This window comes from Dyadobacter sp. CY343 (assembly GCF_021390335.1).
Taxonomy (GTDB): Bacteria; Bacteroidota; Bacteroidia; order Cytophagales; family Spirosomataceae; genus Dyadobacter.
In genome coordinates this window covers 898,602-916,220 of sequence record NZ_JAJUXK010000004.1, presented here as the reverse complement: position 1 = coordinate 916,220, position 17,619 = coordinate 898,602, and the positions used below count along the sequence as shown (strand labels likewise).

6 protein-coding genes are annotated in these 17,619 nt (G+C 45.7%); 5 read left to right on the top strand and 1 reads right to left on the bottom strand.

Annotated elements, in window-relative coordinates; all coding sequences use genetic code 11:
• Positions 1-43 precede the first annotated feature (43 nt).
• On the top strand, positions 44-2,845 hold the full coding sequence (locus tag LZG94_RS15845; protein ID WP_233792821.1) for a DUF5686 and carboxypeptidase regulatory-like domain-containing protein: 2,802 nt from the start codon (positions 44-46) through the stop codon (positions 2,843-2,845).
• Here the strand turns inward: LZG94_RS15845 and LZG94_RS15840 are convergent.
• Positions 2,842-5,832 (bottom strand): FAD-binding and (Fe-S)-binding domain-containing protein, encoded by a 2,991-nt coding sequence (locus tag LZG94_RS15840; RefSeq protein ID WP_233792820.1) that lies wholly within the window; start codon positions 5,830-5,832, stop codon positions 2,842-2,844. The two genes, LZG94_RS15845 and LZG94_RS15840, sit on opposite strands and share 4 nt — an antisense overlap.
• A gap of 351 nt (positions 5,833-6,183) precedes the next feature.
• On the opposite strand from LZG94_RS15840, the gene LZG94_RS15835 reads away from it, so the two are divergent.
• The 4 genes from LZG94_RS15835 to LZG94_RS15820 all read left to right on the top strand — a co-directional run bounded on the left by LZG94_RS15835 (position 6,184) and on the right by LZG94_RS15820 (position 17,616).
• Positions 6,184-9,261, top strand: coding sequence for a TonB-dependent receptor (locus LZG94_RS15835; RefSeq protein ID WP_233792819.1), 3,078 nt, complete (start codon positions 6,184-6,186; stop codon positions 9,259-9,261).
• A gap of 64 nt (positions 9,262-9,325) precedes the next feature.
• Positions 9,326-10,801 carry a RagB/SusD family nutrient uptake outer membrane protein gene (locus LZG94_RS15830; RefSeq protein ID WP_233792818.1) on the top strand — a complete coding sequence of 492 codons (1,476 nt, stop codon included), beginning with the start codon at positions 9,326-9,328 and terminating at the stop codon, positions 10,799-10,801.
• A gap of 216 nt (positions 10,802-11,017) precedes the next feature.
• Positions 11,018-14,281, top strand: coding sequence for a VCBS repeat-containing protein (locus tag LZG94_RS15825; RefSeq protein WP_233792817.1), 3,264 nt, complete (start codon positions 11,018-11,020; stop codon positions 14,279-14,281).
• Positions 14,278-17,616, top strand: a complete 3,339-nt coding sequence (locus tag LZG94_RS15820) for a VCBS repeat-containing protein (RefSeq protein ID WP_233792816.1) — start codon at positions 14,278-14,280, stop codon at positions 17,614-17,616. Before LZG94_RS15825 ends, LZG94_RS15820 begins: the two co-directional genes overlap by 4 nt.
• Positions 17,617-17,619: the final 3 nt, after the last annotated feature.

Here is a 17,619-nt window from a genome sequence, read left to right as displayed (position 1 = left end):
GCATCTGTCTTTTCAAAGCGCTTACTCACTACCGGCTGCATTTATGCTCAAAAACTACTTCACTGCGTTACTCCTTGTATTCCTGACTGCCAATCTGGCTTTTACTCAAACAGCCGCCCCCGCAACCGGAATAAAAGGGATTATCAAGAACAAAAACGGCGATCCGCTTCCATTCGCCGGAATTCTCGTAAAAGGGACCAATATCAGCACGATTTCCAATGAAGAAGGCCGCTACCAGCTCGACCTCAAGCCGGGCTATTATGAGGTGATCTTCCAATATCTGGGATTCAAAACGGGCATGAAACCTTTTACGGTCGAGAGCGGAATGCAGACTTTTGACCTTACGATGGAAGAACAGGCGCTGAATCTGGGAGAAGTGAGGATTGGTAGTAAAGGTGAAGATCCGGCGTACACGATCATGCGGCGCGCAATTGCAAAAAGCCGCTACCACTTGTTGCAGGTGGATAGTTATACAGCCAAAGCCTATTCCAAATCGTCGATCGTGATCACCGATCTGCCAATGGAATTTCTGTATAAAAAGGAATTAAAGGAGATTGAAAATGAGACGAATTTTAAAAAGGGCGTCCCGATATTGAATGAAAGCGTTTCGATGGTGACGTTCAAGCAGCCGAATACCTACAAACAAAAAGTGATCGCTTCCAGAAATAGTCAGGACAAGGAATTTGCCAATCCGAATGCCTATTTGCTCGCGAGTTTTTACCAGCCGGAAGTTGTAAAAGCAGTGTCTCCGCTCTCGCCGCGCGCTTTTGCCTATTATAAGTTCGAATATCTCGGTGCTTTCAGGGAGAATGGAATTGAGGTGAATAAGATCAAAGTGACGCCGCGCTCGTGGGGAGAAGGGGTTTACCGGGGCACGATCCAGATCATCGAGAACGAATGGAGCATTTATAGCCTCGATCTGCAAACTGTAAATACCGGTTTTACGATTGATATCAAACAGGTTTATAGTCCGGTGCAGGACGTCTGGATGCCTGTTAATCAGCAATTTCACATTCGGGGAGGAATTTATGGGTTGAAGGGAAAAGCCGATTTTGTGATCTCGCAGTCTTTCAGCAATGTAAAAATCAACCCGACTTTCAGACCGGATATTGTGGTAGTGGATGGTAAAAAGGAAAAGGACGAGGCTAAGAAAGTGAAGTTGAGCAACCGGGAGATCAAATCGCAGAAACTGGAAGAAGTGGTGAGCAAGCAAAAGGAATTTTCGGCCAAAAATCTCCGGAAATTAATGAAGGAATACGAAAAGCAGGATCTGAAAGAGAAGGAGGAAAAGGGGGAGGATATTGATCTCAATTTCACCAGAAATGATTCTACCGAGGTCGATTCCATGGCCGGCAAACGTACCATGACATTCTGGGATTCAATCCGGACCGTGCCGCTCACTTCGGCGGAAGTGAAAAGTTACACGCGCCTGGATAGCATCATCGTGGTGAAGTCTGGGACAGACGAACAGAAAGATAGTCTGAAAACCGCGCATGCAGACACTACTAAAAGCAAGCGGAAAAGCGGAGGCGGGTCAGGATTTCTTGACGATATTATCCAGGGTACCAGTTTTGGTTTGGGTAAAAAAAGTCCTTGGAGGCTGGATTATGTAAGTCCGTTGCTGGGTGCGCAGATCAATACAGTGGAAGGGCTCGCTTTGAATGGGGGTGGGTTTAAGCTGCGGTACCGGGGCGGCGATCCGAAGAAGAATATGGAAGGTGTACAGATCGGGCAGAATGGTAATGTAAAACGTCTCTCTTCGCGTGCCGGGCAGCAATTGTCTTTCAATGCATTGACGCGCTATTCGTTTGCGCGGCAAAAACTAATGGTATTCGGTGGGATTGATTACAGCAGGAAACGTACCATTCTCAGCCTCTCAGGTGGCCAGACTGTCTCGCAATTCAACAGTGAGCATCCTATGCATCCGCTGCTGAACACTTTTACGACCCTGTTTTTGGAAAGAAATTTTGTAAAAATCTACGAAAAGGATTTCGTCCGCCTGGACTTTAAAACCGACAGGGAAAACGAACACTTCGAGCTGAAAGCGAATATAGAATTTGCAAACCGCCGTCCGCTGCAAAATGTGCGGGATATGAATCCGTATAGCTGGATTGACTGGAACAAGCGCACCTTTACCTCCAATATTCCTTTTAACGAAGAAAATACCGACGAAAGCGGCACGAATTCTCTTGAAATGGATGCGCATCAGGCGGTAACAGTAGGTATTTCAGCCGCCTACAAACCGTGGCAGAAATACAGGATTAAAGGAGGGAAAACCACTTTTTATGATGACGATTCTCCGATTTTATCCATTAACTACCGGAAAGGAATCAGCGATGTTTTTGGAAGCGATGTCAATTATGATTTTGTCCAGATTGGCATTCAGCACGGTTTCGAAACTGGCGTGAGAAGTAAGCTAAGCTACAAGCTGGGTGTTGGTAAGTTCCTGAATGATAAGTCAGTCCGTTTTCCGGATTATCAGCATTTCGCCGGAAACCGCTTCTTTTTCCAGTTTGGCGATCCGGTGAGCACATTCCGGATGCTCGACTATTACAGATATTCCACTGCTACGCAGTTTGCGGAGGCGCATGTTTTGAGCGAGTTTCGCAAGTTTCTTTTGACGCAGGTTTCTTGGTTTCGGGTTATGGGGATTAAGGAGAATTTCTTTTTGCATTACCTTGCCACACCTTCTTCGGATAATTATACGGAGCTGGGTTATGGTCTGGACGTAGGTATCCGCTTCCCGTTCCGCATTGAAGTGGCCAACAGTTTTGAGGGTTTCAAATACAAAAACACCGTTTTCCGGATCGGGACTACGATGAATATCAATCTGGGGCGGAATTAGTCCGCCGCCAGCGCCTCAAACAGTATCTCCGCGGGATGCAATGCTTTTCTGCCGGTTCCGTCGTGGATCTGGTGGCGGCAGCTCGTTCCCGGGGCGGCGATAATTACTTCTTCGGGCTGCTGACGAACAGCCGGGAAAAGCACGAGCTCGCCAATCTGCATGGAAATATCGTAATGCTCTTTTTCGTACCCGAATGAGCCCGCCATTCCGCAGCAGCCGGAGGGAATCAGTTGAACCGTGTAGTTTTCAGGAAGTGAAAGCATCTTTTTTGTAGGTATCATACTGGAAATCGCCTTTTGCTGGCAATGTCCGTGCAGCTTGATCAACCGCTTTTCCTTGGTAAACTGATCTTTAGAAATATTTTTTAACTCAATTTCGCGGGAAATGAATTCGTCAAACTGCAATGCATTTTGCGCCAGCTTTTTGGCATCTTCCAGCATTTCGATGCTGACCAGGTCAGGGTACTCATCGCGGAAAGTCAATATGGCCGAAGGCTCAATGCCTATCAGCGGCGTGTCGTAAGATATGAGGTCTCGCAGCAGGCGGATATTTTCCTCTGCAATTTTTTTAGCGTCCTTTAATAGTCCTTTCGAAAGCTGTGGCCTGCCCGATGGTCCGTGATTTGGTATAACCACTTCGTAGCCAAGTTTTTCCAAAACCAAGATGGTTTTTTTGCCAATTTCAACATCATTATAATTGGTGAACTCGTCACAGAAAAGGTAGACCTTTTTGCCAGTCGCACTATTCACTTTTTTTCGTTTTTCATACCACTTTTTAAGGGTAGTGTTATGCAAAAGCGGCATTGAACGCTCGGGGTGGAAGCCAACTATCTGATTTGCTAATTTGCGCAGCGGCTTATTTTTAAAGACCAAATTATAAGCCCAGGGCACATAACTTGCCAGTCCCGTCATTTTAGAAAAATTACCTACCAGCCACGACCGTAACGGAACTCCATGTACGTCGTGATATTGCTGTAAAAACTCCATTTTCAGCTTTGCAACATCCACATTGGAAGGGCACTCGCCTTTGCAGCCCTTGCAAGCAAGGCACAGATCATAAACCTCCTTAATCTCTTCATTGTCAAAGCGGTTTTCCTTTGGCGACCGGGTGAGCATTTCGCGAAGGATATTGGCTCTTGCACGCGTGGTATCCTTTTCATTCCGCGTCGCCATGAAGCTGGGACACATGGTACCGCCGCTCAACTGCGTTTTACGGCAGTCACCCGAACCGTTGCATTGCTCGGCGTGCTGCAAAATATCCTGGTCGTGAAAGCGGAAATAGGTCTTGAACTCCGGCGTTTTCTGGTCAGCTTCGTAACGCAAAAACGTGTCCATCGGCGCAGTATCGACGATTTTTCCCGGATTAAATATATTGTTGGGGTCCCACGCTTTTTTGATATCCTTGAAAAGCTGGTAGTTGTGCTGCCCCACCATTTTAGGAATAAACTCGCCCCGCAAACGGCCGTCGCCGTGCTCGCCGGAAAGGGATCCGTCGTATCTTTTTACCAGGTCCGCAATTTCTTCCGCGATCATCCTGAATTGGCGGTGTCCTTCGCTGGTTTTCAGATTGATAATAGGACGCAAATGCAATTCTCCCGAGCCAGCATGCGCATAGTGCACAGCCGACATTCCATGCTTTTTAAGTATTTCATTAAAGTCGCGGATATATTCCGGCTGGTCATAAACGTCGATCGCGGTATCTTCAATGACTGCAACCGCCTTCTCGTCGCCGGGAATGTTCGCCAGCAAGCCGAGTCCTGCTTTACGCAACGTCCATATTTTTTTAGTATCATCTCCAAAAAGCAAAGGATAGTGAAACCCGATACCTGCTTCGCGGAGCTCCTGCTCCATCGCTGCGGCCAGTTGCTCCACTTCCTCCTTGGTTTCCCGGGAAAGGTCAACTACCAGGATCGCGGGGAAATTACCGTCAGGTTTATTTTTTACAAAAAATGCATTTTTCTTCTGTTCTGCATTGGTAGCAGCACATTCGAGCACGTAATCATCGATCAGCTCTACCGCGTGCGGACCATATTTGAGCGTCAAAATAGTTGCTCTCAGCGCCTCGTCAATAGTGAAACAATGCACGCACACAAGCCCCTGCGTCTTCGGCGGAAGCGGAACGAGGTTTAACTTAATCTCGGTTAAAAAACACAATGTACCTTCCGAACCTGCGATCAGACTGCACATATTAAACTCCTTAGCAGGCTCATTCTCAGCTAGTCCCGCCTTGTAGGGTTCCATGTTGAGCAGCATATCCAATGCATAGCCCGTATTTCGCCGCTCTACCGAAGGCTTTGGAAAGTTCTTTCTGATCTCCGCTTGATTTTCAGCGGAAGCAAGGATTTCATTGGTTTTAAGATATATTTTATCAAGAAGTTTTGCGCTTCCATTTTTACGGGCGGCATCATGCAGCATTGCATTAAAATCGGCTGTCGGGATACTGGAAAAAACGGCGTCCGAACCGTCTGCCAGGATCGCCTTTACTTCCAAGGTATGTTCGCGTGTACTTCCATAAACGATCGAATTGGAGCCGCAGGAGTTATTTCCGACCATTCCGGCGATCATCGCGCGGTTAGCGGTCGAGGTTTCCGGACCAAAATAAAGTCCGTAAGGTTTGAGCGCCATATTCAGTTCATCGCGTACGACGCCTGGTTCAACACGTACCCATCTTTCCTCTGCATTGATCTCGATGATTTTAGTAAAATTCCGCGAAACGTCCACGACGATCCCATTTCCTACCACCTGCCCGGCCAGTGAAGTCCCGGCTGTCCTCGGGATCAGCGAAATCCGGTTGGCCGTCGCAAACGCGATCAAAGCCTTTATATCCCCGATAGTTTTCGGGATCGCAACCGCCAGCGGCATTTCACGGTAAGCCGAAGCGTCGGTGGCGTAAAGCGTACGCATGGTATTATCGTAATGCAATTCGCCTTCGAGGGTCTTTGAAAAGGAATTTAGCTGGTCGGTGGATACGGAAGAAACCGGTGTCATAAAAGCATTTGGACTAAAAAAGGAATGCAAAGTTACGCACTAGCCACTAGGATTTCCAGCATTTCTTTGAATGATTAACAGGCGGTTGGTCCCCTGGAAACGACCGTTGGTTTGCGCATTTGCCGCGTTCGTTAATTAATCAGATTTTAATTGCATGTAACCGTATCGCTGCATTGCATTATCCGAATGATTTTTATTATTTTGTGTGAGTTGTAATGAAAATCTCTAACTATTTATACGAATAATCAGATAAACAAGCAGTTGTATTTTAAGTGTTTAGCCGGTTACATTTTGTGATAAGTATTTAGAGTGCCTCAGAAGACCACAGATACCAAATTAATTATCTAACCTATGATGAATTTATCCTTTCAAGAATCTTATTATCAAGATGTTCTAGGGAGAAGCAACCGACTTTTCAGAACAGGCGCGCTCAAAGTGGGCATTTCTACGCTGATCGTTTTGCTTTTATCTGTTGTAAACATTGCTTACGCTCAGGATGTGGAGGTTACCGGCAAGGTAATTGACGGCAAAGGCAGCGGATTGCCGGGCGTTTCGATCACAGTAAAAGGTACCACAAAGGGTGCTAACTCGGATATGGACGGAAATTATTCCATCTCCGCCCCCTCAAATTCGACGCTCGTTTTCAGCTTCATCGGTTTTACATCCAAGGAAGTTGAGATTGGCAACCAATCTAAAATCGATGTAACATTAAGTGACGACGTAAAGGCACTGGAAGAAGTGGTGGTTGTGGGATATGGTACTGCAAGAAGAAAGGACGTGACGGGAACAGTTACTTCCGTGAGTTCGAAAGACTTCAATGCAGGAATTAACCCAAACCCGTTACAGGCGATCCAGGGTCGTGTGGCTGGTTTAACGATTACCCAACCAAACGGTGACCCAAACACAAGCCCGACTGTGCGGCTTCGTGGTTACACTTCGCTCGCCGGTGGTAGTGATCCTTTATATGTAGTGGATGGAATTATCGGTGTGCCGATCAGCACCATTTCTCCTACTGATATCGAATCAATGGACGTATTAAAAGATGCATCTGCTTCTGCGATCTACGGTTCACGTGCTGCGAATGGTGTTATCATTATTACAACCAAACGTGGAAAATCGGGTCGCGCAACAGTGTCATTCAATAACTATGTGGGTGTGGATGTGATCTCGAATAACCTGAAATTACTTGATGGTCCTGGTTATGTTTCTGAGGTACAGCGCATTAAAGGTGATTCCTCACTATTAGATAGCCAGCGTTTTCCACGCGATGCTAGTGGCGGCTTTCATAATACCGACTGGTGGGATGAAATTTCACGCAGCGGTTTCACAAACAGCCACGACCTTGCGGTTTCCGGTGGTTCGCCTACATTCTCTTACCGGGGCTCTGTAAACTATACAAAACGTCAGGGTATCATTAAAAATACGGGATTTGATCGTTTGACGGGCCGTATTAATCTTGATCAGAAAGCGCTTGACAACAGGTTGAACATTCAGTACAGCTTGTCTTATACCAATACAAATTCTGATCTGACTGACGGAGGTATCCTGGCAAACGCCACTTTGTTCCTTCCTACGCTTCCTGTACGGAATGCAGATGGTTCCCACTACGAGATCCCAGGTGCATTTGACCTGAACAACCCGGTTGCAATGTTGGAAAACGAAGTGTTCGGGCGTCAGAAAAATACATTGGTTGGAGCAGTCAATCTGAAATACGAAGTTTTAAGCGGATTGATCCTTGGCGTGAACGGCGCTCTTAAAAACGATCAGGAAGTAACAAGCCGGGCACGAGATAGGTCTGTGAAAGCTTTTCAGATTACAAACGGAGAGGCTTCTAGGAACCTGGGTCAGGAAAACGACAAGCTTCTGGAACTGACAGCTACTTATTTAAAAGGTTTTGGTGATAAAGGAAGCAACTTTTCACTTCTTGGCGGTTATTCCTACCAGAATATTGTTAGAGATGGATTCGGCGCGAATAACACACAGTTTGTTGCAACTGGATTGGGTTATGATAACCTTGGACTAGGATCCGGATCATTAATTCTTCCAAAAACAGGGTATGTAAGTTCATACAGAAACCAAACTTCTCTGGCATCTTTCTTCGGTAGAGGTACTTTAAATTTTAACGACAAATACAACCTGACAGCGACACTTCGCTACGACGGAAGTTCGAAATTCGGAGCAAACAACAAATGGGGGCTTTTCCCGTCGGTTGCGGCAGGTTGGACAATTTCTGACGAATCTTTCTTCCCGAAATCAGAAGCATTCAATTATTTGAAACTGCGTGCGAGCTGGGGTAAAACCGGAAACTCGGAAGGATTGGTACCCTATCAATCACTTCAGTTATACGGACCAACTACATCTTATTATGACGGTAGTATCAACAACTTCCTTCCTGGATACGCGATCACACAGAATACAAACCCTAACCTGAAATGGGAAGTTGTTTCTCAAACAAACTTAGGTCTTGACTTCCAGTTCGTAAACGGTCGCTTCTCAGGATCGGTTGATGTTTTTGACAAGAGAACCAATGATATGCTTTACAAATATTCGGTTCCTGCGGATGGTGTAAAATACTTCACCAACTTCATCTGGGCTAACGTAGGAGAGATGAGCAACAAAGGTATCGAGCTTTCGTTTGGAGGAAATGTTGTTGAGACTGATAATTTCACATGGACCAGCCGTTTGACAGGATCTTATATTAAGAACTCGATTATCAATCTGAAAAGTGATGATTTTGATTCAGGTATCATTCGGTTTAATGCATTCGGAGGCCGCGGTCTTTCCAACGTATATGCTTCCATCCTTACACCCGGACTTCCACTTGGCTCGTTCAACAACGTAGGTCACTTTGTTGGGTTTGACGATAAAGGACAGATGTTGCTGGAACAAGCAGAGGGTGCAACACCGGTGACAGACCCTGCGAAGGCTAAGTTAGGATTTAAAGATAACCCGCAGCCTTACGTAACCGGCGCGTGGATTAACAGCGTAGCTTACAAGAAGTTTGACCTTAGCTTTCAGCTGAGAGGAGTATTTGGAAACAGTATTCTAAACAACCTGCGCTCTAACCTTTCTATCCCTGGATCTATCCTGGAAACCAATATGTTGGAAAGTGTAAGAGAACTTCCTGGTAACTTCAGTACTAATGCTTTGTCTGATTACTGGCTCGAAAAGGCGACTTATATTAGGCTCGACAACTGGCAGGTTGGTTATAACGTAACCTTGGAAAGCAAATACCTGAGCAACGCACGCATTTACCTGGGTGGAAATAACCTGTTTATCATTACAAAATACCGTGGGGTAGATCCTGAGCTTGAAGTGAAGGGAGATTTTAACAATGATATCTCAGCTCCGAACAGCTTGGGTCTGGATGCAACCGGTATTTATCCTAAGACACGTACATTCCAGTTGGGAGTTAACCTGACATTCTGATATGACCGAGTAGGGTTGTGCTAACAAGTCAGCCGATTCGTCCAAACTTAAAATGAAAATTCAAATGAAACTCAAAGTAAAACATATATTACTTGGCTCCGCATTACTTCTGAGCGGCCAGGCATGTACTGATCTCACTGAAACACCCTTTGACGTAATTCCGACGGATCAATTTGGTTCTACGCCACAGCAACAGGCGGCACTACTTGGGCCACTTTATAGTTCGCTGGGTGATTATTTCGGAAGGTATGCAGAATTTAATACGGTTACTGACGAGCAGGTAATCCCTACCCGAGGTGGTGACTGGAAGGATAGTGACGCCTGGAAACGTTTGAAGCAACATTCGTGGACACCACTTGGTGACGATGATAAATTTAATGGTATGTGGACTTGGTGCTATAATGCCATTACCTCGATCAATCAACAGTTGAATAATCCGGAAATTACGGACGTTGCTACGAAGTCGGAACTGCGTGCGTTGCGTGCGTTTTACCACTATATATTACTTGATCACTTCCGTAATGTTATTATCGCCGACAAACTTGGCGGTGACGGTCCTACCCAGAAAACAGGAGCGGAAGTATTTGCCTGGATTGAGAAGGAACTGAAAGAAGTTTATCCAAACCTGAGCGAAACTACGGGTGGCGCTTATTACGGTCGCTTTAATAAGTACGTGGCAGATATGACCCTGGCTAAACTGTATATTAATGCAGAAGTATATACAGGTACACCGAAGTGGGCAGAAGCAAAGGCGGAATGTGATATTATCATCAACTCCGGGAAATACGCTTTGTCAGCTGACTTTTTCAGCAACTTCTCGACGCAAAACCAGTCTTCAAAAGAGAATATCCTGGCGGTTCCTTACGATGCATCAAAGAGAGGAGGGTTTAATATGAATATGCGTACGCTCCACTATCTGAGCCAGTTGACTTACAATACGCCGCAGGCACCATGGAACGGATACTGTACTGCGACAGAGTTTTACAACTCATTCAAGGAAGGGGATAATCGCAAGAATATGTGGATCGTTGGACAGCAGTTTTCGTCAGACGGTAAGCCGCTTACAGACGACGGAAAACCATTCATTTTTACTCCTGAAATTCCAGCTTTCGAAATGGCAGCCGGACCTGTTGCAAGACTTGCAGGTGCGCGAAGCCAGAAATATGAGATCCAACGAAACGGAGCAAGTAATGATCAGGATAACGACTTTGTAATTTTCCGTTTGGGTGACGCTTATCTGTTGCGTGCAGAAGCTAATCTTCGTCTTGGAAAAACTGCTGATGCGATCAAAGATGTGAATATTATCCGCGAAAGAGCTGGTACTACGCCGGTTACGACGCTTACACTGGACGGATTGCTCGCAGAAAGAGGCTTTGAAATGGCCTGGGAATACACCCGTCGTCAGGATCTGATCCGCTTTGGACAGTTCAACAAAGCGTGGCAGTTTAAAACCGCTTCGCCTGTATTCAGGAATATCTTTCCGATTCCTTTGTCACAATTGCAGCTTAACCCAAATCTGAAACAGAACCCGGGTTACTGATTTTCTTTAATTATAATCATCTTTGACAGGAGCAAGCTTATTTCCAAGCTGCTCCTGTTTTAATTTACATAATGTGATAGTTTCTTCGTCAGAAGCAACAATGATTTTTTACCTCCGATGATCAAGATCAGTAAGGGACTTTCGGTTTGTGCGCTAGGTGTTATAATTTTTTCAGGGTGTTCAAAAAATGAAAAAAAGAATACACTTTTTCAGGAAATGTCTTCCTCAGAAACGGGTATTGCTTTTGAAAATACGATCACAAACAGCGAGGAATTTAATATTTTCAATTACCGTAATTTCTACAATGGCGGAGGAGTTGCGATCGGCGATATTAATAATGATAACCTACCCGATGTATATCTGATAGCCAATCAGGGCGACAATAAGCTTTTCCTAAACAAGGGAAACTTTCAGTTTGAAGATATTACAGCCAAAGCAGGTGTGGCCGGAACAAAATCGTGGAGTACGGGAGCGACTTTTGCCGATGTGAACGGAGACGGGCTGCTCGACTTGTACGTTTGTAATGCAGGTCGATCCGAGGAACGCGCCAATGAGCTTTTTATCAATAAAGGCGACGGTACATTTACTGACCAGGCGAAGGAATACGGACTCGCCGACGGCGGATATTCAACGCACGCCGCATTTTTCGATTTCGATAAGGACGGCGATCTGGATATGTTCCTGCTCAATAATAGCTTCACGCCCGTGGGTCGGCTGGCTTATGCCAATATCCGCAACCAGCGCGATAAAGAGGGCGGCCACAAGCTATTCAGGAATGACGGCAAAAGTTTTACAGATATCAGTGAGGCTGCGGGTATTTACGGTAGTCTGATCGGCTTCGGGCTGGGAATTACGATCGGAGATGTGAACGATGATAACTGGCTCGATCTGTACATTTCCAACGATTTTTACGAGCACGATTACCTTTACATCAATAATCACGACGGGACATTCACAGAATCAATACAGTCGGCGATGGAGCATACTAGCCTGTCTTCAATGGGAGCCGATATTGCGGATATCAACAACGACGGGAAGCTGGATATATATGTGACCGATATGCTGCCCGGTATTGACCGGCGGCTGAAACTGACCTCTACTTACGAAGGTTACGACCTTTTCGAGCTTAAAGTGTCACGTGATTTTCATCACCAATACATGCAAAATACATTGCAGCTCAACCAGTCAGGCGGGCCCGACGGGAAAACGTGGTTCAGTGAAATTGCCAGATTTACGGGTACCCACGCCACCGATTGGAGCTGGGGTGCATTGATTTTTGATATGGATGCGGACGGGCAGAAGGATATCTTTGTGGCAAACGGCATTAACAAAGATCTGACTAATCAGGATTTTGTCGCGTTCCTGGCCGACCCTTCGAATATTGCAGAAGTGAGCCGGACAAGGAAGTTTGACTATAAGATGTTCCTTGATAAAATGCCATCCGAGCCGCTCGCCAACTATGCTTTTCGAAATAATGGCAACCTGTCCTTTGCAAACCATTCGGAAGATTGGGGACTCAATACACCCTCATTTTCAAATGGAGCGGCTTATGGAGATCTGGACAATGACGGCGACCTCGACCTGATCGTGAATAATGTGAACAGTCAGCTTTTTGTATATAAAAACCGGTCAAATGAACGGAAGGATTTTCATTATGTGAAATTCAAACTAAATGGCGACCAGGGAAATGTGAATGCGATAGGGGCGAAAATATATGTGCACCAATCGGACAAAACGCAGATGCTGCAACAAATGCCAAATCGCGGTTTTGAGTCTTCTGTCGATCTGCGGCTCGTTTTCGGATTGGGTAGTAATTCTGCTATTGACTCAGTCAGAGTAGTTTGGCCAAATGATAAAGAGCAGATTATCAAAAAGATATCGGCCGACTCTACCTACACATTAAACCAAACAGACGCATCTGAGCCGTGGAGGATACGTAGTGAAAAAGGCTTGGAAAGCTTTGAAGAGTTGACAGCCGGCGGAATTGATTTCACGCATAAAGAGGCGGAATATGTGGATTACAATCAGAATCCGCTGGTGAAACAAATGTATTCGCGGCTCGGGCCTGGACTGGCGACTGGTGACGTGGATAAAGACGGGCTTGACGACGTTTTTATCGGCGGAGCGTCGGGGCAGGGAGGCAGGCTTTACCGCCAAAAATCTAACGGTACTTTTGCTGAAGTAACACCCGATATCTTGAAAAATGAAGCCGAAATGGAGGTTTCTGATGCGGCCTTTTTCGACGCCAATCAGGACGGGAATATGGATTTGCTGATCGTGTCGGGCAGTAACGAGTTTAAAGATGACGATGATATATTGCAGCCAAAGTTGTTTCTGGGCGATGGGAAAGGCGGTTTTTCGAAAAGTAACGGTTTGCCAGGCTTAAAAATTAATGCATCCTGCATTGCAGTGGCGGATTATGATAGGGATGGTGACCAGGATATTTTTATCGGGTCGAGATTGAAGTCGGGGCAATATGGTATCGATCCGCCAAGCTATTTGCTGACCAACGATGGGACCGGAAATTTCAAGAATTACACCAAAAGATATATTTCGCAAGTTGAGCAGCTGGGGATGATAACAGACGCAATTTGGGCCGACCTCGACGGAGACACTTACCCAGAACTCATTGCGGTAGGCGACTGGATGCCGGTTACTGTTTTTAAAAATAACCGGGGAAAGCTTGATCTGGGCAAACAGGAATTTAAAAATGAAGCGGGTAACCCGGTTAAAACAAACGGCTGGTGGAATACTGTCGCAGTGGCTGACGTGGACGGCGACCGCGATCTGGATATTATCGGCGGGAATTTGGGGTTGAATTCCCGGTTGAAAGCCAATCAGGAAAAGCCGGTTGAAATGTATGTAAAGGATTTTGACAACAATGGCATTACCAAGCAGATCATCACTTGTCCTGATGAGACGGGCGAGCTATTTCCGATGGTAATGAAACCCGATCTGCTGCGGGCAATGCCTTCCTTGAAGAAGAAATTTGTGAAGTTTGAGCAGTATGCGGACAAGAAAATCGAAGATGTGATTGATAAAAAAGATCTGGAAACGGCGGTGAAGAAAGAGGTTTTTATGCCTGAATCTGCAATTTTTATTAATAACAATAAGGGAACAGCATTCACTTTCAAACCTTTGCCTCCACTGGCGCAATTATCTCCCGTCCACGCAATCATCCCGACGGATTATGACAAAAACGGAACCCTAGACCTAATCATTGCGGGGAATTACTACAACGTTTTACCCGAGATCGGCAGGTATGATGCGCTCAAAGGGCTGATATTGAGTAATAGTAAAGGGGATTTTAAGGCGGTAATGCCTTCGGAAACGGGTTTGTGGACGGAAAATCAGGTACGGCAAATGCGCCAGTTAAGCCAGGGCCAAATCGTGGTTGGAAACAACAATAGTAAAATTCAGGTATTCAGGCCGGTAAGCGGGAAAAAGGTAACTTCTCGTCCGGGATTAGCATCGAAATGAAGAAAATAGCATTGATAGTTTTCGCGGCAAGTGTGTTTTTTCAGGCGTGCAAGTCGGATAAAAAGGAAGTGGAAAAGCCCATGTTTGCGGTGAAAGATTCTGCCGCGACGGGCGTTGCATTTACCAATACCGTGGTGGGTAATGAAAAAGTAAACCTGATGGACTACCTCTATTTTTATAATGGTGGCGGAGTTGCGACAGGCGATATTAACAACGACGGACTTGCCGACGTATACTTTGTGTCGAACCAGGGAAAAAACAAGTTGTACCTCAATAGAGGCAATTTTAAGTTTGAGGACATTTCCGAAAAAGCGGGTGTGGAAGGTTTTTCTGACTGGCAGACCGGGGTTACCATGGCGGATATAAACGGCGACGGACTACTGGATATTTACGTTTCTGCCGTCGGGAATTTCAGAGGAATGGAAGGAGCTAATGAGCTCTATATCAATAACGGAGATCTTACATTCACAGAGAAAGCCGCGGAATACGGGCTGGATTTTACAGGATTTTCCACCCAGGCTGTGTTCTTTGATTACGACAAGGACGGAGATCTCGATTGTTACCTCTTGAACCACGCCGTGCACACGTCGCGCAGTTATGATCGCGTAAGTACCAGGCATTTACGCAATAATGAAGCTGGCGATTATCTATATGAAAGTAAGGTCAGCAATACAAAGGTTACTCCTGAAAGGGCCGTGAAATTTGAGGATGTAAGTGAGAAAGCAGGAATATATGGCGCTGCAATGGGGTACGGTTTGGGAATTGGAATAGCGGACCTGAACAACGACGGCTGGGACGATATTTATGTTTCCAACGATTTTCACGAAGACGATTATTGCTACATCAACAACGGAAATGGCACTTTTACCAATAAAAGCAGCGAAATGTTCCGCTACACGAGCAGGTATTCGATGGGGAATGATATTGCCGATGTGAATAACGATGGGTATCCCGATATCATGACGCTCGATATGTACCCGGAGGATGAGGCAATTGAGAAATCGTCGATAGGGGAAGATGCATTGGACATTTATCTATACAAACTTTCATTTGGTTATATGCCGCAGCTGAGTCGCAACTGTTTGCAAATTAATCAGTTTGGTAAAAAATTTATCGAAGTTGGTGCGATGGCGGGATTGGCTGCAACAGATTGGAGCTGGTCGCCGCTGCTGGCTGATTATGATAATGACGGGATCAAAGATCTTTTTGTAAGCAACGGAATCGCCCACCGGCCCAACAACCTGGATTATGCCAAATATGCGGCAGATGATTCGCTGCGTTACGCGTCTGAAACTTCAATGGAGCTGGACAAAAAGGCGCTGGAAATGATGCCTGAAGGCAAAGTGCATAACTACATTTATAAAGGCTCCACCGGGCCGGTTTTTGAAGATAAGTCGGCCAGCTGGGGTTTTGAAACGCCTTCGCTGTCGAATGGAGCGGCTTATGCGGATCTGGATAACGACGGCGACCTGGATCTTGTGATCAATAACCTGAACGAACCTTCGGTATTTTACCAGAATCAATCCAATACGGTTTCAGGAAATGGGTACCTCCGTTTCAAGCTGGAAGGGTATCCTCAGAATACTTCTGCAATAGGCGCGAAGGCGGTTTTGAAACAAAAAGGCAGCATTCAGATGCAGCAGCTTTCGAACACGCGGGGCTTCGAGTCTTCGAGTGAGCCGATTTTGCATTTTGGTATTGGAAAAGAGACGGTTATCGATTCAGTGATTATAGTTTGGCCCGATCAGCGCGAGCAGATTTTGACCCGGGTTAAAACCAACCAGCTGCTTAAAATCAAATACGAACCGGCAAGTTCTACATTGAAAAATAACCAGCAGCTTGTTGAACCGGCGCCCGCAACGCTTTTTACAAATGTGACAGATCAGTTTAAAATACCTTACAAACATGCTGAAAACCTGTATTTTGATTTTTATCGCGAAAGCTTAATGCCATTTATGGTTTCTACCGAAGGACCGAAAATAGCGGTTGCTGACGTGAATGGAGATGGGCTGGAAGATATGTTTGTGGGCGGAGGCAAATGGCAAGCGGGCGAATTGTACCTGCAAACAAAAGCCGGCGCATTTGCTTTGAGCAGGCAGGCGGATTTTCGGGCAGATTCTACGTTTGAGGATATTGAAGCGGTGTTTTTTGATGCAGATAAGGATGGTTTTCAGGATCTGTACGTAGTGTCGGGCGGAAATGAATTTTACGGGAATATGCCCCAGCAGAACGATAGGCTGTATTTCAACGACGGAAAAGGGAATTTTAAAAGAAATGTAAAAGCATTACCTCAGATGCTTGTCAATAAATCGTGCGTAAAGCCTTTTGATATTGATAATGATGGAGATCTGGATCTGTTTGTCGGCGGGAGAGTAGTAGGATTCAATTATGGAAAGGCTGCGAATTCCTATATATTGATCAACGAAGGGAAAGGGAATTTCTCTGATCAAACCAAAAATCTTGCTCAGGAACTGTTGCAGATCGGCATGGTTACCGACGCGCTTTGGGCGGATATCGACGGTGATAAAGTAGCCGATCTGGTAGTGGCAGGCGACTGGATGCCGGTAACTATATTTTTGAATAAAAAAGGGCGACTGAAAAAAGCGGATCAATACAAGGTTCCTGCCGGCTTCTGGCAATGCATTCAAGCTGCCGATTTTGATCAGGACGGTGATATTGACCTTGTTGCAGGTAATATTGGCAGCAATACAAAATTCCGAAAACGTGCTGATTCTCGTTTGAAAATGTGGGTAAAGGATTTTGACAACAACCAGGGCCTCGAACAGGTAGTCGCGTATAGTGTGGATAGAAAATGGTATCCTATTGCATTCAAAGACGAGCTCGGAAAGCGCATTCCTTCGATTATCAACAAGCGTTTTACAGATTATAAAACCTTCGCTGGCAAGACGATAGATGAAATTTTCAAGCCGGAAGAACTGCGCGACGCGCGGTTGCTGGAAGTGGAGAAATTTGAATCGGTTTATATTGAAAACAAAGGCGGAAGTTTTGCTATTCACGATCTGCCTTCTGCTGCCCAGGTTTCTAAAATGTTTGCATTTGCGGTCGCTGATATCAATAAAGATGGTAAGCCTGATCTGCTCGGCGGCGGTAATTACCTGGGCGTGAGTACCTATCAGGGCCGGTACGATTCTAGTTACGGGCTGGTGTTATTGAATGAAGGAAAAGGGAAGTTCAAGTCCGTATCTGCGGTTGGAAGTGGTTTTCTGCTCGACGGAGAAGTGCGGGATATTAAGCCGATTACTAAAAACGGCGAAATTTTTTGGCTTGTTGCGCGTAATAATATGCCGGTTTCAATATTTCAGCCCGTCAGATAGACC

What these genes read in the sequence shown, in the direction of transcription:
- LZG94_RS15845 (WP_233792821.1), top strand. Translation starts at nt 44, where the DNA reads ATGCTCAAAAACTACTTCACTGCGTTACTCCTTGTATTCCTGACTGCC.
- LZG94_RS15840 (WP_233792820.1), bottom strand. Translation starts at nt 5,832, where the DNA reads ATGACACCGGTTTCTTCCGTATCCACCGACCAGCTAAATTCCTTTTCA.
- LZG94_RS15835 (WP_233792819.1), top strand. Translation starts at nt 6,184, where the DNA reads ATGATGAATTTATCCTTTCAAGAATCTTATTATCAAGATGTTCTAGGG.
- LZG94_RS15830 (WP_233792818.1), top strand. Translation starts at nt 9,326, where the DNA reads ATGAAACTCAAAGTAAAACATATATTACTTGGCTCCGCATTACTTCTG.
- LZG94_RS15825 (WP_233792817.1), top strand. Translation starts at nt 11,018, where the DNA reads ATGTCTTCCTCAGAAACGGGTATTGCTTTTGAAAATACGATCACAAAC.
- LZG94_RS15820 (WP_233792816.1), top strand. Translation starts at nt 14,278, where the DNA reads ATGAAGAAAATAGCATTGATAGTTTTCGCGGCAAGTGTGTTTTTTCAG.